This window comes from Dyadobacter ginsengisoli DSM 21015 (assembly GCF_059568735.1).
Genome location: NZ_JCANTY010000004.1, coordinates 381037 through 405993 on the forward strand (window position 1 = coordinate 381037; position 24957 = coordinate 405993).

Genomic DNA, 24957 nt, shown 5'->3' on the forward strand with positions numbered 1-24957 from the left:
TGTTTGAGCCGCCAGAGGGTATAATGGGCCAAAAAGTGTCTTTTTAAGGAAGTTTAAATTGAATAAAATGAAAAAAGTATTTTTAACGATTGCCGTAGGGCTGCTAAGCCTCATTTCCATGGATGGAATATCGCAAAATAAAAATAAGGTAATTGCACACCGAGGAGCCTGGAAAAATACCGGTGCTACCGAAAACTCGATCGGTGCGCTGGAACATGCGATCAAGCTGGGATGCTACGGCAGCGAGTTCGACGTGCATATGTCTGCCGATTCCGTTTTGTTTGTATTGCACGACCACTCCATCCAGGGGACCCATATTGAAAAAACCAATGCGCAGGAGCTTTCGCAAATCAAACTTGCCAATGGCGAAGCCCTTCCTACTCTTGAAGCATACCTGAAAGCAGGCTCGAAACAGAAAAAAACCCGCCTGATCCTGGAAATCAAAACATCGTCGATGGGTAAAGAGCGCTCACTGGCACTGGCTGCCAAATGTGTAGAGCTCGTTAAGAAAATGAAGGTCGAAAAGATCACAGATTACATTGCCTTCGATTTCGATGTATGCCTGAAAGTAAAGCAGCTGGCCCCTAAAGCGCATGTGGAATACCTGAATGGCGACAAAACGCCTGACGAAATCCAGGCAGCTGGCCTGGATGGCATCGATTACCATTTCAGCGTACTGAAAAGAAAAGAGGATTACATTCCTGCCATGCGTCAAAAGAAACTGACGACCAATGTATGGACGGTCAATGACGAGGCCTCTTTGAAATACTTCCTCGAAAAGGATGTCGACTACATTACCACCAACGAGCCGGAATTATTGCTGAGCCTTTCCAAATAATTGACCAAGGGCTGATACAAAAAATCCCTGTCCGGTAAAGACAGGGATTTTTTGTATCAGATCCGGGCCATTTGCAGTTGCCCGTTGGTCTCCTGCCAGGCCCTGATCACCTGCGTTAGTTGTTTATATTCGATCAGAAACCCGTCGTGACCGTATAGGGAGTCTATTTCCTGGAAAACTGCATCGGGAATGTGCCGGGCGAGAAACTGCTGCTCCGACAAAGGGAAGAGCAGATCGGATTTGATCCCCAGCACAAGGGTTTTTGCCTTCACCAGCCCCAGCGCATGCACGATACCGCCCCGGTTCCGTCCTACATTATGCGAATCCATAATTTTGGATAAGACCCAGTACGAAAAGGCATTGAAACGCTTCACAAATTTATCGCCCTGATACTGCTGATAGGACGACGCCCGGAAGTCATCGATCTGGTCGGGGTTATCGCGGGCCTGAGTAAAATTATAAGTATCGTAATTGCGGTAGGAAAGCAATGCGATTGAACGCGCTGCCCGCATACCCATGCTGCCGGCTTCTTCTGTTTCGTCCCCGTAGGTTGGGTCCGCTTCGATGGCCATCCGCTGTGACTCGTTAAATGCGATACCCCATGGCGAGTGTAATGCATTAGAAGCGATCAGAATAAGCTCCTCGCACAGATCCGGTCTTTCCACCGCCCATTCCAGTGCCTGCTGCCCACCCAGTGAGCCGCCAATGCAAATGCGGATTTTATTGATTGCCAACTCCTGACGCAACAGTTCCATAGCTCCTACTACATCCCGGACGGTGATCGTCGGAAAATTCCTGTAATAAGGCAGATTAGTCCGGGGATTGACCGACAACGGCCCCGTAGAACCGTAAGCTGAACCAAGGACATTGACGCAAATGATAAAGTATTTGGCCGGGTCAAAATATTTATCCTCTCCTACCAATCCGTCCCACCATTCAGCGGCGTTGGAGCTGCCTGTCAGGGCATGGCAAATCCAGACGATATTGCTGTCATTGACATTTCGCTCCCCATAGGTAGTGTATGCGAGTTCAAACCCCGGCAATTCTCCCCCCATTTCCAGCGCATAAGGATAGGGATATTTAAAGTTTTTCTGTTCCGCTTGCATAAGTGCCCCAGCACACGTTTAAATTCAATACATAATGAAATCCGCCGGCTTTTTTCAAAATAAAAAAACAGGCGACTGAACAGCCGAAACATACATTTTCGGTTGTAGCTGCGAGACTAAAGCCAATCGGCTTACGGAAATTTCTAACTGTAAGATCACACGAATTGAGTTTATATCTCCTAATAACTTAGGTGGGAATTAGCACCTTTCTCCGTCGCGGTAGTAGGTTGCCAGAGGTTCATAGAGCCCATTCTCTCGCCTCTTCTTTATAAATCAACCGCTGTTCAGGGAAGCAATTGATTGATGCTGCAATATTAAGCCCGGATGCCTGAAAATACAAATAATTGCAAAAATTCTGTCCCACGCATGGTCCTGTCGGAACACCTCCGCTTATCTTTGCCGACCAACATTGATCAGAAATAATGAGAATCTTTTTTCACAGTCTGCTGCTCACTTTTGCCGCAGTTTACGCCTCAGGACAATCACTTGCCCCTTCCCCGGACCAGATACACAAACACATCTCGTTCCTTGCCTCAGACAAAATGAAGGGCCGTGGCACCGGCAGCAAGGAAAATGAAAAAGCAGCCAGATATGTGGTGAAACAATTCAAAAAGTACCATCTTTTACCCAAAGGTACGAATGGCTTCTTTCAGCCATTTACCGCTAAAATCAGAAGAATAACAGTTCCCGACAGCATTCGCGAAGCCCGAAATGTAATCGGGTTTCTCGATAACGGCGCGCAGTATACCATCGTCATCGGTGCTCATTTCGACCACCTTGGCATGGGAAGACAGGGCAGCTCCAAAGCTGACAAACCCGAAGGACAGATCCACAACGGCGCTGATGACAACGCCTCGGGCGTAGCCGGACTGCTCGAACTGGCGCGGTATTTTTCGGGAAACAACATCAAGGAGCCTTATAATTTCCTTTTTATAGCGTTTGGGGCAGAAGAACTCGGCCTGGTAGGATCCAGGTACTTTGTCAACAACCCGACGCTGGCTTTGGATAAGATCAATTTCATGTCGAATATGGATATGATAGGCAGATATGACCCGTCCCGCGGCGTGGGCATCGGTGGTTTCGGAACCAGTGCCGAGTGGCCGGCCGTTTTTAAAGATGTAAAAAGCGAAACCCGCTTTTTCACCGACAATGCGGGAAGCGGCGGATCTGACCACGGTTCGTTTTACGCCAAACAGATACCGGTATTATTTTTCCATACCGGCGGGCATGACGACTATCACAAACCAACCGACGACGCTGAAAAGATCGATATCAACGCGGAAGCCGGCATTCTGGGAATCCAGATCCGGATCATCGAAAACGCGATGAAATTACCAAAGCTGAAATTTACGGAAGTCAAATAGGTCAGCATTTCAATCAGCTAACCCTTTAAAGTCAGTTTGTTTTGTACGGTTTTGTAGCACCTTCATTTACTTACGGCCAGTCTCACATCTCTCCCGAGGAGTTGTACGGATCTTTATTCCGTGATGTACAATGCAGCCACATTTTTTCGGATTCCAAAACGTTTGCGGACGCTATTCCCCTGGAAGACCCGGTGCTGATCATCGAAAGATACCATCAGGAGAAACAGGATGAAGCTTTTGATATGGAAACTTTCGTCCGGCGATATTTCCGGATGCCCGGTCATATCGCATCAGAATTTCATTCAGACAAAAATGCGCCCACATCCGACCATATCCGTAACCTGTGGTCGGTGCTGACACGCCAACCGGAAAACCAGGAGCGGGGCGGCTCGCTCATCCCGTTGCCATTCCCTTACGTGGTTCCGGGAGGGCGATTTCGGGAGATTTATTACTGGGACAGCTACTTCACCATGCTGGGTCTGAAAGAATCGGGAAGAGTGGAGCTGATTGAAAACATGCTCAACAATTTTGCCTACCTCATCGACACCCTGGGCTTTATCCCGACAGCGAACCGGACCTACTATCTAAGCCGCTCACAACCACCCTTCTTCTCCCTGATGGTAAGACTATACAGTGAGATGGAGGGAAAGAAAGTTTTAAAAAAATACCTCCCGCAAATGCAGCGGGAATACGACTACTGGATGGACGAAGGACATCAACCTGCCGAACCGTTTACAGCTTACCGCCGTCTGGTACATTTGCCCGGCGGGGTAGTGCTGAACCGCTATTGGGATGATAAAGCCACAGCCCGACCGGAGTCGTTCAGTGAGGACATCGAGCTGGCACGCGACGCCGCCGAAAAATACGGTACGCAGCCGGATGAACTGTTCCGTAATATCCGGGCTGCTGCGGAATCGGGTTGGGATTTCAGCAGCCGGTGGTTCGCAAATGGCGCTGATTTTGCGTCGATCCACACCACAGATATCCTGCCCATCGACCTGAACTGCCTGCTATACCATCTGGAAAAAGCTCTTGCCGAAGCCTACCTGCTTTGTGACAATAGAAGACTGCATTTGCTGTACGAGGAAAAGGCAAGGAAGCGCTGTCTGGCGATCCAGACTTATTTCTGGGATGAATCAAGGCATTATTATATGGATTATGATTTCAAAAGGAGAGATTTCACCAAATCCATTACCATTGCGGGAGCCTTTCCTCTGTTTTTTAAGCTGGCTCCGAAGTCCCAATCCCATTATGTACGGGCATACATTCGACTTAATTTTTTAAAATCGGGCGGTTTGCTGACAACAATGATCCGTACCGGTCAGCAATGGGATGCGCCTAATGGCTGGGCACCATTGCAGTGGATTGTTTATAAGGGCCTACGTAACTACAATTTTCACCGGACCGCCAACGAGCTAAGCGACGAATGGCTGGGGCTCATCGACAAGGAGTTCAGGCATTCCGGTAAAATGCTGGAAAAATATAATGTGTCGGATACAAACCTGATCGCCGGCGGTGGCGAATATGAGATACAGGAAGGATTCGGCTGGACAAACGGTGTGTATCTTCGCATGAAAAACCGGAAACGGTAGTAAATTTGCAGGTATACCTATTTGACTTTTTATCTATTTCCAATAAATTATATTAAAAATTTCCAAAGGAATCTTCTCCGCATAGCAGATATTTTTAATACATTGCCGTTACCAAGCCCATTGACTTCATGAAACTCCCCATATATCAAATCGATGCTTTTACAGACAAGCTGTTTGGTGGAAACCCGGCTGCCGTAGTTCCCTTGGAACAATGGCTTCCTGAGGAGACGATGCATGCCATCGCTGCCGAGAACAACCTTGCCGAAACCGCATTTTACGTCCCGACCGAATCTGGCTTTCACATACGGTGGTTTACTCCCACTGTGGAAGTTGATCTGTGCGGACATGCGACCCTGGCCGCCGCATATGTGATCTTCAATATACAGAACTATGAAGGCCAGTCGATCACCTTCGAATCGAGAAGCGGCATTCTTACTGTGAATTGCAAGGAAGACTGGCTCACACTGAATTTTCCGGTTGATCAGTATCATATTGCCGTACCGCCGCCAGGATTGGTTGAAAGTCTCAAAAACACCACGTTACTGGAAGTATATAAAGGCAAAACAGATTATCTGGTCGTGCTGGAATCGGAGGATGTGATTAAAAACCTTGATCTTGACATCATCATCCTGTCCACAATACCAGCCAGAGGGGTTATTGTAACAGCGACCGGCGACGATGTGGATTTTGTGTCCCGTTTTTTTGCGCCGCAATCGGGTGTCGATGAAGACCCCGTCACCGGTTCAGCCCACACCACGCTGATCCCTTATTGGGCCGAAAAACTTTCTAAAACGCATTTGACTGCCAAACAACTTTCCAAACGGGGTGGCTTTCTCAAATGCGAACTGGAAGGAGAGCGCGTGTCTATCGGAGGCCAGGCCAGGCTCTATCTGAAAGGCGAAATTCTTGTGGACTAGATCTTACCAGGTGCTGGTTTCCCCGCTAATTTGGATCGTTGCCCCGCGTACAGCCCGGCTATCACTAGGACCGTACCGGCAATGGTATAAACCGTAATCGGCTCGCCCATAAGCCACCAGGCAAAAAAGAAGCCAAAAAGCGGACAGAGGAAAAGCCACATCGATGCCTTCACCGTGTCGATCCGAAGCAGATAGAACCAGCAGATCAGGCCGACAATGGAAACAGCCAGACTGAGCCACAATACCGATCCCCAGAAAGTCTGATCCCAGGATGTGGTCGTCAAATCGCTTAATAGCCAGGTCGCGGGCATGAGGAAGATTCCACCCAGAAGCACCTGCCAGCCATTGATCAGCAAATTGGGCAGCTCCCATTCTACAGTCGCGTAATACACGCTGGCTGCCGATACTGCCACCATGCTGACCAGAAGCAAGGAGATACCTCCTACGGTTGTGTAGCTATCGGCCAGCAAAGGATAGGTAGCTACGGCCACCCCACCCATTCCCAACACAATACCCATCCATTCCTCGCCTTTCGGCTTTCTTTGGAGCCACCACGACGATAGCAGAACGATCACCAGGGGATTGGTGGACACCGCCAGGCTACCGATTCCAGCAGCTGTGTATTTCATGGCACACACATATAAACCCAGGTACAGCGTTGTATTCAGGAAACCGAAAAGGGATAGCTGCCGCCATTCCCTTTTTGTCGGCAACCGATAGGCTTTATCTTTGCCAAACAGATAGGAAAACGATAAGAGCAGTATACCGGCAATAAAGAAACGAACGTTTGCCAATATCAGAGGAGCCGAAGACTGGACACCAAACTTGGTTGCCACAGAAGCAGAAGACCAAAGAATGGAAAAGAGAAGACCGATGGCGATATTTTTCACACGCAAAAAGAATAATCACCCAAAATTACAAGTTGTACCTCGGCTTCCGCCCCCGCTTTTTATATTTTTGGGTATGATTAACAAAAAAAATGCGTGGACCTCACTCCTCGTCGCTTTGATCTATATTCCTGGGCTACACACCTACGCACAGAACCAATGGACCTATGATTTTAACAACGGTCTGACACCTATTGAAACCGGAGGGCCCGCATTGAAGGTACTGGGGCAACCCGGGCAAATCATCAAAGAGAAAATCCCCGGTTCCGATTACCTGACCCGCTCCATTTACGTATTCGAAAAAAATAGCGGACTGCAGTTTAACAATGCGGAAACAAAAGGCTTCCTGAGCAAATCTTTCACCGTTGAAATCTATTTCAAACTCAACGAGCTCGACAGCTGGAAAAGGGTACTGGATTTCAAAAACAGGAAAAGCGACTACGGTAGTTACATCTATGACGGGAAGCTCAATTTTTATGATTTCGCCATCAGCGAAAAAGCGCCTGTACGCGCCAACCAGTACGTGCATTACGTGTATTCACGGGACTTTGAAACAAAGGTGATCAAGATGTACATCAATGGCCTCTCCAAGGTTGAGTTCAAAGACCCGGGTACCGAAGGCGTGCTCGATACGGATCAGGTACTCAATTTTTTCCAGGACGACCTGATCGCCAACCATGAAGCGAGCGCAGGTACAATTGCATTGATCCGTTTGTACGACCGGGTGATGACCCCTGTATTTGTCCGGCGAAGTTATCAGACGATCAGCAAAAGTTTTAAAGAACCTGTCGCGCAAGAACTTCAACAGGAGGAGCCCAAGGCGCCTGAACCCAAACCCGGGCCAACCCGCAATAAGAATCTCGCATTGGTTACCGGAAAAGTGTACGATGGCCGTAACCTCAAACCGGTGAGCGGCGCGGAAGTACTCGTGCGAAAATCCGCCAATGACTCACTGGTAGCCCATACGAAAACGACAGATGGCGTTTATACTGTAGAGTTGCCCCCGCACGAAACCTACCGCATTTCTGCCCAGGCCGATGGGTTCCAATCCAAGAGCATTACCATACGTACTAACAACCGCTCCGAGGAAATCCAATCATTGATGAGCCTTTCAGCGGAAACGCATTCTACTCCCCTTTCCACGCTTTATTTCAGTCAGGGAACAGAAGTTCTGGAAGATGGCGCATTGGCCGATCTGGACAGCATCGTTTCCTATTTTCAAAGACGTCAGGATCTGCGTGTAGTTTTGAAGGGACATACCGACAATGCCGGTAACTTTGAGAAAAATCTGGACCTGTCGAACAAAAGAGTTGAAACCGTAAAAACCTATCTACTCGGAAAAGGCATCCCCGCAGAACGTATTGAAGGATCCGGATATGGTTCTGCCCAGCCGAAGCGCGCGAACCAGTCGGAAACGCTAAAAAAATCCAACAGAAGGGTGGATATTTGGGCGGAGCCGGTAAAAAGATAAAGCCACCTCATGGAGATGGCTTTATACTGACTATTCCTAAACCCTTAACCTTTTCTTATCTTTTATATCTCTTCGCTACAAACTGACTTCTTGACGTGGAGCCCTTAAAGGCACATTGTCCATCTGATCATCTGCAAGCGTATTCAAATCAAATCTCTTAATAAACCGGATCGCTGCAATTGTTCTTTTCAGATCCCTTTTCCACTGTAACGCTTCAGACGTTCCGATCGTTTCCAGGTTTCCTTCCAATTCTTTAGCGGCCGCATTAAACTCTTCAAACTGGCTTTCGTTCACTTTTCGGATTCCGGAAGGAGTATTGCTGTATAAAGTAAGAATACTATCAATAATACTCCAATTTTCTTTCTTTACAAAATCAGGAAGAACCTGACCTATATACGAACTGAAACGCTCCCCAGATCCTCCTGTAATCACATTTCCTTCTAAATCCCTTTCAGTATCCTTTCCGGTACCAGTCTGAGGCAGAGCGAAAAGCAGAAATCCTATTACGAATGCAAATATAATAGTATTTCTGTTTGTCTTCATGGATTTATTCAATTTATCTCTCGGCTAATCGTGATACAAATGTCAGGATTAATTTTGAAATTACAAATTGAACGAAAGCAGCATATCGGAATTTTATTTGGAATTAAATCACAATACCCTCCACATTAAAACTATTTTATACTAATTATCAACGAATAAGTTTTATAAAATTCTAATTTTAAGCACAAAAACCAAATAAACTAAATTCTTGAAATATTTATATTTTCTTTAAAAAGTACAATCATTGGTTATAATTATTCATTACAGATTGTATCCCCAAAGTACAAAACGAAACAACCATATCGCCGGCCCGGTCCAAAAATATGGGCAGCTCCGTCATTTCCTCATTGGAAAAAGGTTTTAGCACATAATCTACTTGCCTTCCTCTCGGAAAATTATTTCCGATCCCGAACCGCAATCTCGGATACTCGCTGGTCCCCAGCAGTTCTTCAATGTTTTTCAGGCCATTGTGACCTCCATGGCTCCCCTTGGGTTTAATGCGCAGCGTGCCATAAGGCAGTTGCAGCTCATCCACGATCACCAGCGTATTTTCGGCTGTTACTTTAAACTGATCCATATAATACCTTATCGCTTTCCCGCTCAGGTTCATGTAGGTAGTGGGTTTGATAAAATAAATGTGCCTGCCTTTAAACTTCCATTCTGCCACAAATGCCAGTTTTTCAAAGGAAAATTTGAAATCATGTTGCGCTGCAAGCCTGTCCAGCACCATGAATCCTGCATTGTGTCGGGTAAAAGCATACTCCGGACCAATATTTCCCAGCCCGGCAATAAGATATTTCATTGGATAAAAGTTTTTAATTTCGTCTAAGAGCACTTTAATTTAGGCTAAAATTCAGGGAAATTTCATGATAGCCCAAAAACGATTAATACTGAGCAGCCCTCTTCTGGAGATTATGATCAGCCGGCTTTGCCAGCAACTGATTGAGAATCACCAGGACTTCTCCAATTCGGTTGTCATGGGTCTGCAGCCCAGGGGAATACATTTCGCGGAGCGCATTGTAACGGAACTCCGCGAAAAAACCGGACAAAACATCATGGCGGGTTATCTCGACGCGACATTCTACCGCGATGATTTCAGGCGCAGAGAGTCGCCCCTGGTCCCTAATAAAACCAACGTCCCATTTCTGATCGAAGGTAAAAAAGTGATCCTCATTGATGACGTACTCGCGAGCGGACGGATGGTCAGGGCTGCCCTGGATGCCATGACCGCTTTCGGGCGCCCTAAAACCGTGGAACTGCTTGTTCTGATAGATCGCCGGTACAACCGCGAATTACCCATCGACCCGAATTATGTAGGCATGGAAGTAAGCACTGTCGAAAGCCAGCGCGTTCAGGTGGAATGGAAAGAGCAAGGTTTTGAATCCGATCACATCTGGCTTGTCGATTGAAACAAGAGGCCTATGGTTGCTGTCTTGGCCTCGAAGCTTCTTCTTTTGCCTCTATTTTACCGATCTCGTCTGTTTTATAAGTCAGCTTGTTGACATAGAAAACCTCACGGCCCTGACCGATCGACGAGGTGCCTAGTCGCTGCATGCCGTAAGCGAGGAAGTACTGTCCGTACCAGGGCGACAGGTAACCGTCCTCATTGTTCAGCACTTTCTCTTTTTCCGATTTCGGGTTGATTTTGAATTTCTCCGACTCCACCACGACTTTGTTCCTGCTGATTACTTCGGTGTGTATATCTCCTTCCTGAGGGTAGGCGAGCACAAAATAATCATCTACGGGAGTAACCTGAACCATTTCCTGCAGATCGAAACTTGTCAGGTCTTTGATCGTAATACAGTTATCCCAAATGAACTTGCCGCTGCGATCGAACCCACAAACAATGGCGTGTGTATAGCGGTAACCTTCCAGCGCACGGGCCACATAGGGACGCGAGATACCTCCGGAGATGATTGGACTGGTAGACCGCTGATTGGGATAATAAACTTCTGCAACCAGCACGATCTCCTTTTCGGTCTGGATCAGCTGATGGACAAGCAGCCGGTAACGGAAGCGGTTTTCCTTCCCCAGACTTTTTCTTTTTCCTATTTTCTCCAAAACCCGCTGACGACGCTTGGGCTTCATATAGTTGAAGAAATTCTGCAATTCCGAGAACTCTATAAATTGCGGATCCTCGGGTGTATCATCCGAAATGTGTGTCACGTACAAGCCCTGCGAGTACTGCGTGCAACCCACCGAGTAATTCCCGATCAGGTAAGAATCGTCAGGATTCAGCGGCACGATCTGGCCGGATATAAAACTATATCTCGGATCACTTAATGTTGTCTTTTTCAGCAACTTGCCGTCATAATTATAAGTTTTTATTTCAAAAACACAATTTTTCTTTCTGTAAGCATAAGTGATCACATTGATGTATCCGTCGATCTCATTGATATCCACGTTGTTCAATTCGGTGTTTTTTTCAAACAGACCGGGTAAAACGCGTGTGGTATGATCAAAAAATGAATGGACGATCACGATCGGCCGGGAGCGGTAATAACCTGAAACCAGTGCCTTACTGCCAATTACCTTGAAATGCTGAACGTCCACGCCCGAAAGCAAGTTGCCCTTGTAGGTATCGATAGAGCCGTCATTGAAATTGAGCTGGATAAAGAGAAATTTATCCGTATCCGGCTCGGCAAACAGCCAGTAGCCACTCTCCTCAGCCTTATAGGCCATAACCGGAATGTACCGAAAATCCAGCTTGTACGAAGTCCGCCAGACCGCTTTCAACGTCGTATCGTATTTCACAAACTGCCATTGCTCATTTCGATTCGAATATTCACTCCCCCTGACGACGGACAGTATTCCACGCTCACCCAGGCTGAACACCTCAAATTGTTCGGAAGAAGAAGAGCTTGTCGGAATTTCCAGACGGTCGGATTGTTGCAGCTGCGCCTCCGCTTCCCACAGCGGGGACATGGCCAGCAGGAGCACGAAAATCAGCCCGATAAGATTTATAGAAAGCTTATGCATAACTTCTTCATTCAGGGGTGTAACTCTCTTCAATAATTAGCCTAATTTTGCATTCAAACAGGATAACATTGCTATTAATATTAGAAATAATTTCACTTAAATAAAAACTTGCCGGGATGTATCTGCAAAATCAGGAGACCATCGACGGATTACACGATTTTTCATGACAATTGAAGCAATACTCAAGGAAGATATTCAAAAAGCGGTCCAAAAACATTTCGAACTGGATACCCTGGAAATCATCCTCCAACCTACAAAAAAAGAATTTGAAGGGTTTTACACATTCGTTACATTTCCACTGACCAAAGCGGCAAAGAAAGCACCAGCCGAGATTGGGCAGATCATCGGTCAGGAGCTTGTAGAGAGCTCACCGGTGATATCCGGTTTCAATGTCGTCCAGGGCTTTCTGAACATCAGTCTAAAAGACAGCACATGGCTAGATCTTTTCACTCAGATTTCAACTGACGAAGCATTCGGCACATTCCCCTCCAACGGGCAGTCGGTCATGGTCGAGTTTTCTTCGCCTAACACCAACAAGCCATTGCACCTGGGGCATCTTCGCAACAACTTCCTGGGCGATTCACTTTCTAAGATACTGAAAGCGAGCGGCTACGATGTCGTAAAAACATGCCTGGTCAATGACCGTGGCATCCACATATGCAAATCGATGCTGGCCTACCGCGAACTGGGCAACGGTGAAACACCCGAATCCAGCGGCATCAAGGGCGATCACCTGGCCGGCAAGTATTATGTGCTGTTCGATGTAGAATACAAGAAACAGATCAAGGTACTGACAGAAGAGGGTTTGAGCGAAGAAGAAGCTGCCAAAAAGGCCCCCTGGATCTTGGAAGCCCAGAAACTACTCCTGCTTTGGGAAAACAATGACCCTGAAACGGTAGCCTTATGGCGAAAAATGAACAAATGGGTCTACGATGGTTTTGCTCAGACTTACAGCAAAATCGGCGTCAGTTTCGACAAAACTTACTATGAGTCCGACACCTACCTGTTGGGCAAAGACATCATTGAAGAGGGGCTTCAAAAAGGCGTATTTTTCAAAAAACCGGATGGTTCAGTATGGATCGACCTCGCAGCGGAAGGACTGGATGAGAAACTGGTGCTTCGGGGGGATGGTACATCGGTATACATCACGCAGGATTTGGGGACTACCGAATTAAAAAACAGCGACTTCGGCAACGACCGTTACCTTTGGGTAGTGGGCAATGAGCAGGACTACCATTTCAAGGTGCTCTTTGCGATCCTGAAACGCCTGGGAAGAACCTATGCCGACGGTTGCTACCACATCAGCTACGGAATGGTGGATCTTCCGTCAGGCAAAATGAAATCACGTGAGGGAACTGTTGTGGACGCCGATGATCTGGTTGCTCAAATGGTGCAGACTGCTTCGGACCGCACCCAGGAACTAGGAAAAATCGACGATTTCAACAGCGAGGAAGCTCGCCAGCTTTACAATCAGCTTGCGTTGGGCGCATTGAAATATTTCCTACTGAAAGTCGATCCAAAAAAACGGATGCTCTTTAATCCGGAAGAATCCATCGATTTCCAAGGGCACACAGGTCCGTTTATCCAATACACTTATGCGCGCGTCCGGTCGATTATTCGCAAGGCTGAGCAAGCCGCTATCGCTCCCGAAATACCCGCAAACGGTTATCAAATGCATCAGGCGGAACGTGAGCTGGTGTTTGCATTATCACAATATCCAGTGAAGGTGCTGGCGGCGGCCGGTGAGTTTGCGCCATCCCTGATTTCACAATATGCATTCGACCTTGCGAAGGTATACAACCAATTTTACGCTGAGGTTTCGATCTTCTCCGATCCCGATCCGGTGGCTGTCCGCCTGAGGGTCGCATTATCGGGCGCGGTTGCTGAAACAATTCGTAAGGCTTTGGGGTTATTGGGCATAGATGTCCCCGAGCGGATGTAACAAGCAACTGTTCCCAAAACCTGTTCGTATAGGGTTTTGGATATGGTGAAAACCGATCCGTGCATGCAATTTATTTTTTAACAATATGTACTAACCATAACCAAAACCGATCATGAGTTTCCTTAAGACACTTTTCATTATGATTACTTCCTTAATTACCGGGCTGTTTGTCGACAAATCCGAAATGGCCAGCAGACCGGAGAATGCTCCTGCTGCACAACAAACGCTGTACGATTTCAAAGTAAAATCACTGGTTGGCGGCAAAACCGTAGACCTCGCGAAATACAAAGGCAAGAAAGTTGTGATCCTGAATGTCGCGTCCAAATGCGGCTATACAAAGCAGTATGCCGACTGGGAAAAGTTCTACAAAGACCATGGCGACAAGGTGGTTGTTCTGGGCTTCCCGGCTAATAATTTCGGTGGACAAGAGCCGGGTTCCAGCGAAGAGATCGCTACTTTCTGCTCTGCAACTTACGGCGTAACATTTCCGATGTTTGAAAAAGTATCGGTACTGGGCGATGACCAGGCGCCAATTTACAAGTGGCTCAGCAATAAGGACCTCAATGGCTGGAACGATAAAGTTCCTACCTGGAATTTCTGCAAGTATGTGATCAACGAAAAAGGCGAACTGACCAATTTCTTCGCTTCCAAAGTATTACCGACGGATGCCGAATTCACCAAGGCTGTTGGAATCTAAAGATAGTACGGCTGCCGGAGGCATGCTTCCGGCAGCTGCATTTTAAACCACAAACTATACGCAACTATATATGAAAGACATTCATGAAGCCCGCCGCTATCTTTCCAATGCTAAAGAAATCCTCCGTGAAAAAGCGATGAAAGAGGATGGTTTTTACAAGGACCGCAAGTATGTAAAAATGGCTGGTCACACCGCATATTCCGGTGTGTTGGTCGCTTTGGATGCAGTTTTCGGAAACAAGAAGAAAGGGAGGAAAAGTGTTGATTGGTACAAAGAAGAATTATCCGGGATCGATAAAAAAATGCTCTCGACTTTTATGGTTGCCTACGATACGTTGCATTTGGCTATGAGCTATGACGGCAATCTGAGTGCCGCTGTCTCGCGAGAGGGACTGGAACTTGCAGAACGAATAATAAACCGGGCTGAGCAAAAAGCGCAGGCCTGACACAACCTGACTAAAACATTATCGAATGAATCCCTGGATTGAGGCTGCACGCCCGCGGACATTGCCCCTCTCACTTTCCTGTATTTTAATGGGCTGCTTCCTGGCTGCTTCCAGCGGACAGTTTAGCTGGCCCGTCGCCGCACTGAGCGTCCTGACGACCATAATATTGCAGGTTCTTTCCAACTTCGCCAATGATTACGGCGACGCTGTGAATGGAAAGGATACAGAATTACGCCAGGGACCGAAGCGGGCTGTACATGCGGGTGAGATCAGTGCTGCCAAAATGCTCCGCGCGATTGTCATTTTCTCCGTTCTCGCATTGATTTCAGGTATTGCGTTGCTTACTGTGGCATTACATAACGCCCCCGCTAGTACGTTCTGGGTGTTTTTAGGAATCGGTATTGCCTGCATCATCGCAGCCATTACCTACACCGCGGGTAAGCGTCCTTACGGATATGTCGGGTTGGGGGATCTTTCGGTATTGATCTTTTTCGGTTGGGTGGGTGTGCTGGGAAGCAACTTCCTGCATACGCATGTGTGGGATTGGGGTATGCTCCTACCCGCGAGCAGCTGTGGACTTTTCGCAGTAGGCGTATTGAATATCAACAACATCCGGGACATCGAATCCGACCGTGCGACAGGTAAAAACTCGATTCCCGTGCGCCTCGGACGTGAAAAAGCGATCCTGTACCACTGGAGTATCCTATTGATCGGAATGCTTTGCGTGTCTATCTACACAATTCAGCATTTCTCAGGCTATACCAGCCTCATCTTCCTCCTGAGCTTCCCACTGTTCATTAAGAACGGATTGGCTATCTCCCGACTTACACAAGCCAGCGAACTGGATCCTTATCTAAAACAAATGGCGCTTTCGACGCTACTTTTTGTGATCCTTTTCGGGATTGGCGTGGTTCTCTGATTATCCGGCCCGTTATTTCACAAATGGCTTAATCGCTTTTCCAAGCAGCTCGTAGCCCTTTTCATTGGGATGCAATCCATCCGAGAACAACGACTCGTCGATTTTACCATCCTGTTTCAGAAAAACGTTGCCCGGATTCAAGAACATAACATTGAAGTCGCCCGTTAGTTGTAACAATTTCTCATTCAGCGAGGCCACCCGTGGCTCCTGCTGCCGACGGGGATAAATACCCATCATCACCAATTGTGCCTTTGGCTGGCGATACTGAATCGCTTCAATCAGCAATTTCCAGCCTTGCACAATCTCTTCGTCGGTGTTGATGCCCAGGTTGTTAGTTCCTATATTTACGAAGATCTGCCTGGCAGAAAAGCCATCCAATTCGCCGTGGTAAATGCGCCAGAGCACATTCTCGACACGATCCCAGCCATAACCCATGTTCACTGCGCTTTTGCCGAAAGTACCGGTCCAGGAACTTTCGCCCGTGGCCCGTGGCCCCTTCGGCATTCCCCCCCAAAAGTGCGTAATCGAGTTACCGATCACGACTGTCGACGGAGGTGCCTTCCGGTTCAATTCCATAATTTCGGAATGCCTTTTTTCCCAGTCGTAATTGTGCAACTCGCGCATTTGAGTTATCGGGCGGCTCGTTGAAACCTCACCTGAGGGCTCATGCAGGACTTTTCTCAAGTGCTTCTCATAGCCGTTCGCGTATTGCAGCATTCCAAGATCCGTCGGGTGCGTTCCGTCCACCGTTGACTCGTAGGTCTGCCCGAAATCTTCTTTTGGTATGAGATAAATATTCTGAAAACCCTTCGATTTCAATGCGGCGAAAGCTTCTTTCAAGACCTCGTTTACCTCCGCATAATAATGCTTGCTCTGCGGATTAATGTCCTCGTCGGTGTAGCCTGCATGTTCCGCGAGCACTATGGGCACATCCGGCCGTTTCTGGCGGAGGGCCGTCACCGTGCTGGTGACGCGTTTCTGAATCTCCTCGGTCGTCAATCCCAGCTTCGAGTCCGGGCGGATGATAAGGTTAGGAAGGCAATCAAGCACATACACTTTTGCATCGATCTCCCCCAACAAGTCGACCACTTCCTTTTCCAATCTGCCATTTCCCGAAAACCCGAGATTAATCAACGGTCGGTCCATTTTGCGGCTCAATATCGACGTCCACGCCATTCCAGGCCTAGATGCGCAGGCGCCTTGCGCGATGGATGTACCATAAATGACAATCGGTTTATCTGGCCGTACAGCCAGGGGAGTAAATTCGCTACCTTCCGGCGTGCCGATTTCCAGCCATTTCACACTATTATAAAGCGGCAGAAACAACCGGTACTCCCGTCCGTGCTTATGATAGTTATCGTTCGGCGCAAGATTTTTGAAATCATAGGTAATGGTATCGCCGAACGCATATTTGCCGGCGCACCAACGCCAGTCCCCATCGCTACTGATTGCATAGAGGTCTACGCCGCTTACACCCGTCGCGGGCATGTGCGGGAGAGCGTGCTTGCCGCCCACCGCATAGCGAATCTTAATTTCGGAAGAGTTGGCGCGAAACCGGATCATCAACCCGGCCGATTGGTTGGAGAGGTTCCACACCACGTCCCGCACCTGTTTTTCGGCCCGCCCCTGCAGTCTGTCGTAGGGGCTTTTCAGCTCTTTCGGCCAGGCCTGCCCTTCTACAACCGGAAAAGTGGTGGTTTGAGGGTTCCACCAAACATACTGGCTATTCTGCGCCAACACCTGAATGCTGAGCATCAAACCCAGGCACACACTTGAAATAGATCTGGAAAGCATAAAAACGAAACGGACACCGATGTATCACTACAAAAGTGCCCGTTTGGTTATTTCTTACTTTGTACCGGCAGATTATTTCACAATTACTCCATCTGCTATGAATGTCAGTTCGTCCCTCGGTTCGGTTATTTTGGCAATTTCAGCCTGACTTTTTCCCGCATCCTGTGCATAATGCTTCAAATGTTCTACGGATACCGTCTTCTTTTGCGCTTCTCCTTCAAAAACAACAGTCTTGCCGGCTATATCCTTGGGGACAAAGAACCCGTAATCCTTGAACATGACGCGCATTGTTTCCCCATTATCGAGATTCACTTTCATCCAACACCCTTTCGCCTGGCATACCGACTCCACGGTTCCGGTCACTTTGGCCTGCATTTCATTTTTCTCCCCCATTTTTGCCGGAAGGGTGCTGGCTTCTATTGCTTTTTGGTCATCGATTGTTCTGCCAAAATGGTTTTGCGCATTCACAAATGAAGCGGCCAGGACGACCAGCAGAATTGAAAGTAGATTTTTCATGTTTTGGTTGAAATTAAAAGTGTGCTAAAAAATCGTTTGAATTCAGGATCCGGGTTTTCCCGAAAGGGTTAAGAACCAACAGGTCATTGTCGCCCGTAACAATACATAAGGCGTCTGTTTCTGACGCTAGTTTAAGAAATTTATTGTCTTTCGAATCTCTGCATTGTTATCCTTTCCGTTGGTTCACGATACTCGTTGAACTGTTTGTCGGTCAGGTCCAAAATTTGAATCCTGTCTTCCAGTTCCACGTACTGGTCGAATTTCCTCCGCAAAATTACATCTGCTAACTCCCTTTTCATTGTGTGCGTTGTAATGACCTCGCCGGTTTCGAGGGCTTTACGTAAGGCCTGATAGCTGGTGCCACCACTAATTAGAAACGCGCTTATCAGTGTGTTTGTGTCAAAAACATAAAAATAGCAGCAATTCAATCATTATCCCCCTCCCTACTCCAACACCTCGACCCAACCCTTGCAATGGTTTCCCTGCGGCGTATCGACTACGTAGAAATAAGTGCCATTTGCTATACCCTTTCCCCAATCGTTTTGATAATCCGTAGCTTTGAAAACCGATTTGCCCCAACGGTTAAAAATTTCCAGTGACGACGACGGCGCCGGTACAATGAAATAGTCGTTTTTCCCATCGCCATTCGGTGTGATTACGTTACTTAATGTAAATGCCGGAACTGCGGTAATTTTTCTGGAAGCGATCAGTGAGCACCCCGCGGCATTATAGGCTGTAAGCGTAATGGTGTATTCTCCGGGTGTTTCAAAAACATAATCCTTGATATCCGGACCCGTCACCGGACTCCCGGCCCCCATGTTCCATTCGTAACGTTGTGCATTGGCAGTTTTATTGGTCAAAGAATATGAAAAGGGCTCATTACACGCTCCGCCAGATTGCACAATTTCAAAGTCGGGTGCATACGACTGATCCACTTTCACGGTGATTTCCCGAAGCGGACGGCAGCCGTCTTCGTACAACCCTTCAATGACATAGGTCGTTGTTTTCTCCGGCTTCACGGTAACCGACTTCCCTATTGTCTCCGGAAAGCCGGGCGCGGCATGCCATTTATATTGCGGAGCAGCGCCGGAAACTGTCAAGGTAACGACAGCGCCGCTGCATACTTCCACATCGGGCATAGCCGCGAAATCCGTTTTTTTCTCAACCGCTATTTTAACCTGCTCAGTCACTTTACAACCCGTTGCATTGCTGATCTCGATTGTATATTCGGTAGTTTCCCTGACGGTCGCCACGGGCGTTGCACTGGTCACGTTATCCAATCCGGCTGCCGGTGACCATTTATACTGCGTCCCTCCGCTCGCCATTAATTTTATTACTGAGTTTTCACAAACCGTCGTATCGCCTGTCACACGTGTATTGAGCGTTTCTACCACGATCTTCTTTTCCATCAAATCCATTCTCTTGCAACTCAATCGATTGTAAGCCTTCAATGTAACGATATATTCGCCCGGCGTGGTGAAGGTATATTCTGACTGGTCTTCTTCCCTCGATATGGTATTGCCGCTTACTTCCCAGATATAGTCGATACCGCCTTCGCTGGTATTCACGAATGTCAGCGCCAAAGGTGCGCAGCCTTTCAGCACATCCTTTGTCTTACCTGAATACACATCAAAATCAGCCTTTAAACGGTCAATGTCGACCTTGAATGCCGCATTATTACAGTTATCACTATTATTGGTTGTGGACCAGGCCTGCGGCGTTGCCGGGAAATTGCTACCTCCGCATGCACAGGTAGCATGGTATATGGTTCCGTTTTTGTCGAACCGGCTCGTTCCGCCATCCACGTGATCGCCCTGAAGGCGCGTATCCCTGCTAAGGCTTCCGAAGTAGGTTGCATAAAGAAGCGACTTTGCACCTTGTTCGAGGATGGCGATGTAAAAATTATTGCCATTCGTGGTATGCTGCATGGCGTCATCCGTAACCGGCAATGCCAATGTGCTGCTGGCTGCATTATTACCTGTTCCGCTGTTGACGTTTCCGCCCCAACCCGCCAGGTAAATGTTTCCACATTCACTCACCAGAAACGCTGTCGGAGAAATATCCGGCGTACCACGTCCCGAACCGATAACCGTTGAAAATATGGTTTTAGACAAAGTCGCATCCAATGCATGTACAAACTGGCCGCTTTTTGCATTCTGATACACTCCCTGACTCACAGGATAGGCTCCAGTTGTGAGCCCATACACGTATACCTGATTGGCCTGATCGATGTCCAGCAGGTAAGCGCCATCCTGTTTGTCGGTTCCCAGGTAAGTCAGTGCTGCCAACTGATCATTTACAAAACGCGCCACGAAACCATCTTCCGTGCCTTTTAACCCTTGCTGGTAAACGCCCGCCCCTGCCGGCAGCGTTCCACTTTGCGAGATTCCGGCGATATAGACATCCCCAGTGCCTGCCAGCTTCAATGAATAAGCCGCATCCCATTTATCTCCGCCCAGATAAGTGGACCATTGCAACTCATCCAAGCCCGGTGAGAGCCTCATTACAACCCCATCCTGCCCGCCCGCAAGTTTGCTTTGTGCCGGGTTTTTCAATGGGAAATTGGCCGAAATCGTGGAGGAAACAATGTAAACCCTGTCAGTGGCGTCAACCCCGATTTCGCCCCGAAAACTGTCGCCGTAATTACGGATCACCACCTCGTCGGTTGCGCTGACGCCGTCGTTCCCACTCCCGCCTGCGAAGGTCGATGCGCTCAGCTGCTTCCCATCCGCGCTCAGCTTAGAAACAAAAAGGTCACTGCCATTGACGAGCTCAAGCCCTGAAATGGGGGTTGTGCGCGTACCGCCGCCGAATTTGGTCTGGTATGCATTGGTGCGGACAGGAAAATTGGGCGACGATGTGGTCCCCAGGATCAGCAACTCCTTCTTGCTGTTGACAATGAGGCTGGTCGGTACATCGGTGTTATTACCTCCGAGAAATGTCGCATACAAAAGGTCGCTGCCATCAGGCGTAAACTTCATAACGGATACATCCACAAGGCCTTCAAATTTGACTTGAAAAGCGCCTGTCGTCACCGGAAAATTTATTCCGAATACCGTACCTCCGGAATACAGGTTACCGTCGCTGTCGTAGGTGGCGGTATGCCCCCAGTTGTCGGCCGTAGAGCCCGAATAGGTCGAAAAGATCAATTCAGGATCGATGGTCAATGGTTTTGACTTATCATAGCCGGCCGGCAATACAAAACGGGCCGTACGATCGCCGGAAAGCTCGAAAGCGGAGGCCACTTCGCTGGTACGGGCATTAGACTGCTGAAAAGAATAGGGCTGGGCTTCCCTGATATCTCCTACGGAAGTCTTGATGACAATTTGGCCAGACTCATTCAATGAAACGCGGTCTGCACCATTATAATGCAGACTGATCCGCGAGGGGTCTGCCCCGGGCCTGAGGATAAACTCGTATTTCAGTTTGAGCTGATTGAGGTAAATACGGAGGTCAGTCCCGGGATAGATATTCTCATAAATGACCTCCTCATAACCACTCACATCCGTTGCCCAGGTTTCGGAAGTGCTCCCCAAAAAGTAGCTGTACCGTGTTTTACCCTGCTTAACAGCCTTCTGCACCACCTGATCGGACGCATTTTGAAATACCACTTCTACCCCGTGTGCAGGGATGCTCGACTGACTTAAAGTTTCGCGGGCGCCCGGAGAAGGCGGGGTATTTCTTCCGTGCAGCGCCGAAACTTTCGATCCGTCATAGAGCACATACACCAGTGAATGTTTTTTAAGGAACAGGAAACCACCCGGAATGCTGGCGCGGAAAAGTACTTCCTTTCCCCATTGCCCCCGGTTTTCAATAAAATAGGAACCGGATGCCCTGGAATGGCCTGCTAGTTGGACGACGATGAGAAGTGAAACAAGGATAAGCCGTAGAGTTTTCTGCATAGTCCGGGCGGCTGGTTTTTTCTATTTGAACGCAGAAACCGATATGATATTTTCACAAAATTCGTATTCCTGCTTCACATTCGATCCTAGCAAAACAAGCTGATTCTGAGTGTTGTCTATTACGTGATCCAGATACCAATTGATGCCCTGTACATCCAGATTGGTGGTTGGTTCATCCAGAAAAACGACCGGGACATCGGAGAGAAACGCGAGCCCAAGCTTTACCCGCTGTTTCATACCCGAAGAAAAATGCCGGATGACCTTCCCGCTGGCATGCGGAAGTTGTATAAATTCCTCAAAATCCTTTGCGGAAATGCTGTTTTTGAATGGTTTGAACCTGCTGTGAAACTCGATTTGCTCACGTAATGTGAATTCCTCGATCAGTTCCAGATAGGGCGCTGCGATCACAATATGCTTATACCAATGATCTACTTCGACTTCCTTGCCATTTCGGTCGGTGTAATTGATTTTGCCCTCCGAAACCGGGATCATACCGGTCAGCAGTTGCAGGAGCGTCGATTTACCACTGCCATTCGGGCCTATAAAAACATATTTCTGCCCCGCCGCCAGTTCGAAACTTGCATTGCGGACTATCCATTCCTTTATAAACTTTTTACCGATGTTGTCGACTGTAATGCGCACTGATTCTTCTCTAAGTTCCTGATTATTTTCCTGCGTAGTGATCCACGGCCGCTTTGGCAACCCTGGCGATAACGAGCTCTCTCGTGTCCTGGTCGGCCATCGCATCCGAAACGAACACGACGATCGCGATACTCCTGCCGTCTGGCAATTTCATGATACCCACGTCATTCGTGGCAGCGGTCACGCCCTTGTCGTTGCTGCCCGAAGTGCCGGTCTTATGTGCAACGACAATATCTTTCGGCAGCAGTCCTTTAATTCTTTTTGCGCCTGTCGGTCCGGCCACCATGATTTTCCAGAGAAAGTCATGGCTTTGCTTCGAAAGCTTCGATCTTTGATGTACGATTTCCAATAATTGAAGCATGGCAGCTGGCCGGCAGTAATTTCGGTATTGAACATCCCAGCTTTTTGACATTTCCTTTTCCGTCGCTACGATGGCAATGTCCTTAACACCCAATCCATGGATGTACTCATTGACTTTTTCCGTTCCGCCCGCCAGGCCAAACAGGATATCACAGGCATTGTTATCACTTTCTGAAACAGAGTAGCTCAGCAACTCGCCCACTGTTATGTCGAAATCCTGGTTGAGATGCTTATCACGCATCGGACTATGCGTTTTCGGGTCGAGTTCTGCCTTTGTCACGTGTATTTTCTGGTCGAGCTTATATTTTCCTTTCTCTACCAGATCGAGTATCGCCATGGCAAGCGGAAATTTGAATACGCTCTGCATTGGAAATTTATGGTTTCCATTAATAAGCAACATTTCCTTCGTCTTCAGATCCACGATTCCTACCCCCACAATCCCTTTCGCCTGCGTACTGATCGTTTCTATTTCAGACCTCAACTTAGTCTGTTGTGCAAATGAAGCATTACTCAGCAAGAAGAAACAAAGGGCAATTTTGAAAAACGCAGTTTTGGAAATAATCGTCATCGTATGTGTTCTGTTAATTATGTCCGTTTTTTTCCGCCTTGCGCTCCTTATCTTCAATGGTAAGTTTCACGAGTTCAATGCGGGTATCCTGTACCGAAACGATCTGGAATGAATAAGGAGGAATGTCGACGACATCATGCTCATCGGGCAAATCCCCGTAAAAATGGATCAGCATGCCCGCAATGGTGTCGTAGTCCCCTTCCGGGAGCTCCCATCCATATTTATCATTCAGGTAGTCCAGTTCGTGGCGCGCGCTCAGCATGTAAGTATGGTCGTCCAGCTGCCGCTCGGTCCAGTCCTCAGTTGTATCGTATTCATCCTGGATCTCACCGAATATCTGCTCCACCACATCTTCAACGCTCACCAGCCCTGAGGTGCCGCCAAATTCATCAACGACTAATGCGATACTTCTGCGCTCTTCCAGAAAACGCAGCATCAGGTCTCGGGCAGGCATTGCTTCCGGAACAATCAGGATCGGTGTAATGATGCTGCTGATCTCCTTGGGTTTTTTGAATAGTGACAATGCATGACAGTACCCCAGTACTTCATCCACAGACTCTTTATGAACGATGATCTTCGAGTGACCGCTCGTCAGAAATGCCGTTCTCAGGTCTTCTATACTCGCATTGACATTCACAGCAGAGATCTCCGTCCTTGGAATCATGCAATCCCGTATCCTTAAATCTTTGAAATCCAACGCATTGATAAACATTCGTTCCTCAATGCTATGATCGTCAAAATCGGGATCATCGGCAGAGATCACATCGTCGCGCAATGACGGCGATAGGATATTCTCTTTTACAAAAGGCTCAATTACCCAATACAGGGGCGTCATCAGCCATTCTCCGAAGCGCACGGGAAACGCTTTCAAATCCAGTACTTTTGGAAAATTCCGTCCGATTTTGACCCAGCTGGAATAAGATCCCATCCATACAAAAACCAAAGTCACAAAAAGCGCCGCGATCAGCAGCCAGTTCTGAGCGCCGGTTTTTAATTCGAATAATGGAAAAACCGTGATCACGGCCATGAAGCAGCCTAATGCTACGGCCAGCAAGCGGATCATCCGCAATATCCTTCGCCAGTAGAGTGTCTGCTCGACCTGTTCGCTTTTCTCATGCCTGAGCGAATATCTGTCGATCCACACATCCAGCAGCACAGATCTTACAGCCCCGTAATAACCTGCCAGCAGGAAGAAAATAATGGTCACGCCCAGTAGCAGCAGGTTCATTTCTTGATTGTTTTACCGGGTTTCCGGTGAGGTTGAGATGCGTTTTCCTGATCCGCCTGTCTGGCCAGCGTAGCAGCTTTCAGACGGCTGAATTGAAAGAGCAAAAAGGAAACTATGCACAACAGTAAAAGCCAATAGCTTTCTAAAAGCCCCGCGCGCCGGAACTCAAGCACCCACAATACCAGGAAACCGAAGGCGAGGGCCAGGAAGATCGTCCGGATCAGTTTGGAATTCATCAATGAAGCGA

The 24957-nt window shown here is 47.9% G+C and carries 22 protein-coding genes, 1 pseudogene and 1 riboswitch; of the genes and pseudogenes, 10 read left to right on the forward strand and 13 right to left on the reverse strand.

Annotated elements, in window-relative coordinates:
- The first annotated feature begins 67 nt into the window (after positions 1-67).
- Positions 68-838 (forward strand): glycerophosphodiester phosphodiesterase, encoded by a 771-nt coding sequence (locus BP71_RS16720; protein ID WP_496381171.1) that lies wholly within the window; start codon positions 68-70, stop codon positions 836-838.
- 56 nt (positions 839-894) lie between these two features.
- On the opposite strand, the gene BP71_RS16725 is transcribed toward BP71_RS16720, so the two are convergent.
- The gene (locus BP71_RS16725; protein WP_496381173.1) at positions 895-1944 is read right to left on the reverse strand and encodes a homoserine O-acetyltransferase family protein; all 1050 of its coding nucleotides are present in this window, start codon (positions 1942-1944) and stop codon (positions 895-897) included.
- Positions 1945-2111: 167 nt separating this feature from the next.
- Positions 2112-2219, reverse strand: a riboswitch (SAM riboswitch).
- Between the two features lie 147 nt (positions 2220-2366).
- On the opposite strand from BP71_RS16725, the gene BP71_RS16730 reads away from it, so the two are divergent.
- The 3 genes from BP71_RS16730 to BP71_RS16740 all read left to right on the forward strand — a co-directional run bounded on the left by BP71_RS16730 (position 2367) and on the right by BP71_RS16740 (position 5817).
- A complete protein-coding gene (locus BP71_RS16730; protein WP_496381175.1) occupies positions 2367-3308 on the forward strand; it encodes a M20/M25/M40 family metallo-hydrolase in 942 nt (313 codons plus the stop codon).
- A 41-nt stretch (positions 3309-3349) separates the two neighbouring features.
- On the forward strand, positions 3350-4900 hold the full coding sequence (gene treA / locus BP71_RS16735; RefSeq protein WP_496381176.1) for an alpha,alpha-trehalase TreA: 1551 nt from the start codon (positions 3350-3352) through the stop codon (positions 4898-4900).
- A gap of 128 nt (positions 4901-5028) precedes the next feature.
- Positions 5029-5817, forward strand: coding sequence for a PhzF family phenazine biosynthesis protein (locus BP71_RS16740; RefSeq protein WP_496381178.1), 789 nt, complete (start codon positions 5029-5031; stop codon positions 5815-5817).
- Here the strand turns inward: BP71_RS16740 and BP71_RS16745 are convergent.
- Positions 5814-6707 carry a DMT family transporter gene (locus tag BP71_RS16745; RefSeq protein ID WP_496381180.1) on the reverse strand — a complete coding sequence of 298 codons (894 nt, stop codon included), beginning with the start codon at positions 6705-6707 and terminating at the stop codon, positions 5814-5816. The two genes, BP71_RS16740 and BP71_RS16745, sit on opposite strands and share 4 nt — an antisense overlap.
- A gap of 73 nt (positions 6708-6780) precedes the next feature.
- Between BP71_RS16745 and BP71_RS16750 the strand changes: the two genes are divergently transcribed.
- Entirely contained in the window at positions 6781-8175 is a 1395-nt protein-coding gene (locus tag BP71_RS16750; RefSeq protein ID WP_496381182.1) for an OmpA family protein, read from the forward strand.
- A gap of 75 nt (positions 8176-8250) precedes the next feature.
- Here the strand turns inward: BP71_RS16750 and BP71_RS16755 are convergent, their stop codons facing one another.
- Positions 8251-8718 carry a hypothetical protein gene (locus tag BP71_RS16755; RefSeq protein WP_496381184.1) on the reverse strand — a complete coding sequence of 156 codons (468 nt, stop codon included), beginning with the start codon at positions 8716-8718 and terminating at the stop codon, positions 8251-8253.
- Between the two features lie 241 nt (positions 8719-8959).
- Positions 8960-9520, reverse strand: coding sequence for an aminoacyl-tRNA hydrolase (gene pth / locus BP71_RS16760; RefSeq protein ID WP_496381186.1), 561 nt, complete (start codon positions 9518-9520; stop codon positions 8960-8962).
- 64 nt (positions 9521-9584) lie between these two features.
- Here pth and pyrR point away from each other — a divergent pair, with 64 nt between their 5' ends.
- Entirely contained in the window at positions 9585-10127 is a 543-nt protein-coding gene (gene pyrR / locus BP71_RS16765) for a bifunctional pyr operon transcriptional regulator/uracil phosphoribosyltransferase PyrR (RefSeq protein ID WP_496381188.1), read from the forward strand.
- Positions 10128-10137: 10 nt separating this feature from the next.
- Here pyrR and BP71_RS16770 read toward each other — a convergent pair whose 3' ends face one another.
- Positions 10138-11697 (reverse strand): hypothetical protein, encoded by a 1560-nt coding sequence (locus BP71_RS16770; protein ID WP_496381190.1) that lies wholly within the window; start codon positions 11695-11697, stop codon positions 10138-10140.
- A 163-nt stretch (positions 11698-11860) separates the two neighbouring features.
- Here BP71_RS16770 and argS point away from each other — a divergent pair, with 163 nt between their 5' ends.
- The 4 genes from argS (at position 11861) to BP71_RS16790 (ending at position 15700) form a co-directional block, all read left to right on the forward strand.
- Positions 11861-13639 carry an arginine--tRNA ligase gene (gene argS / locus BP71_RS16775; protein WP_496381192.1) on the forward strand — a complete coding sequence of 593 codons (1779 nt, stop codon included), beginning with the start codon at positions 11861-11863 and terminating at the stop codon, positions 13637-13639.
- 139 nt (positions 13640-13778) lie between these two features.
- Positions 13779-14336: a glutathione peroxidase gene (locus tag BP71_RS16780; RefSeq protein WP_496381194.1), complete on the forward strand. Its 558-nt coding sequence runs from the start codon at positions 13779-13781 to the stop codon at positions 14334-14336.
- Between the two features lie 70 nt (positions 14337-14406).
- Complete coding sequence (locus tag BP71_RS16785) at positions 14407-14781, forward strand: DUF5618 family protein (RefSeq protein WP_496381196.1); 375 nt, start codon at positions 14407-14409, stop codon at positions 14779-14781.
- A 25-nt stretch (positions 14782-14806) separates the two neighbouring features.
- The gene (locus tag BP71_RS16790; protein ID WP_496381198.1) at positions 14807-15700 is read left to right on the forward strand and encodes a 1,4-dihydroxy-2-naphthoate polyprenyltransferase; all 894 of its coding nucleotides are present in this window, start codon (positions 14807-14809) and stop codon (positions 15698-15700) included.
- A gap of 12 nt (positions 15701-15712) precedes the next feature.
- Here BP71_RS16790 and BP71_RS16795 read toward each other — a convergent pair whose 3' ends face one another.
- The 8 genes and pseudogenes from BP71_RS16795 to BP71_RS16830 form a co-directional block, all read right to left on the reverse strand.
- A complete protein-coding gene (locus BP71_RS16795; protein WP_496381200.1) occupies positions 15713-17494 on the reverse strand; it encodes an SGNH/GDSL hydrolase family protein in 1782 nt (593 codons plus the stop codon).
- Positions 17495-17566: 72 nt separating this feature from the next.
- A complete protein-coding gene (locus BP71_RS16800) occupies positions 17567-18010 on the reverse strand; it encodes a DUF4920 domain-containing protein (RefSeq protein WP_496381202.1) in 444 nt (147 codons plus the stop codon).
- A gap of 13 nt (positions 18011-18023) precedes the next feature.
- A pseudogene (locus BP71_RS16805) lies at positions 18024-18164 on the reverse strand (putative toxin-antitoxin system toxin component, PIN family); the annotation flags it as partial.
- 289 nt (positions 18165-18453) lie between these two features.
- Entirely contained in the window at positions 18454-21912 is a 3459-nt protein-coding gene (locus BP71_RS16810; RefSeq protein WP_496381204.1) for a DUF7948 domain-containing protein, read from the reverse strand.
- Positions 21913-21933: 21 nt separating this feature from the next.
- Positions 21934-22554, reverse strand: coding sequence for an ABC transporter ATP-binding protein (locus BP71_RS16815; RefSeq protein WP_496381206.1), 621 nt, complete (start codon positions 22552-22554; stop codon positions 21934-21936).
- Between the two features lie 22 nt (positions 22555-22576).
- A complete protein-coding gene (bla, locus tag BP71_RS16820) occupies positions 22577-23482 on the reverse strand; it encodes a class A beta-lactamase, subclass A2 (protein ID WP_496381208.1) in 906 nt (301 codons plus the stop codon).
- 13 nt (positions 23483-23495) lie between these two features.
- Positions 23496-24710, reverse strand: coding sequence for a hemolysin family protein (locus BP71_RS16825; RefSeq protein WP_496381210.1), 1215 nt, complete (start codon positions 24708-24710; stop codon positions 23496-23498).
- Positions 24707-24946 carry a hypothetical protein gene (locus tag BP71_RS16830; RefSeq protein ID WP_496381212.1) on the reverse strand — a complete coding sequence of 80 codons (240 nt, stop codon included), beginning with the start codon at positions 24944-24946 and terminating at the stop codon, positions 24707-24709. The genes BP71_RS16825 and BP71_RS16830 overlap by 4 nt, the downstream gene beginning before the upstream one ends.
- Positions 24947-24957: the final 11 nt, after the last annotated feature.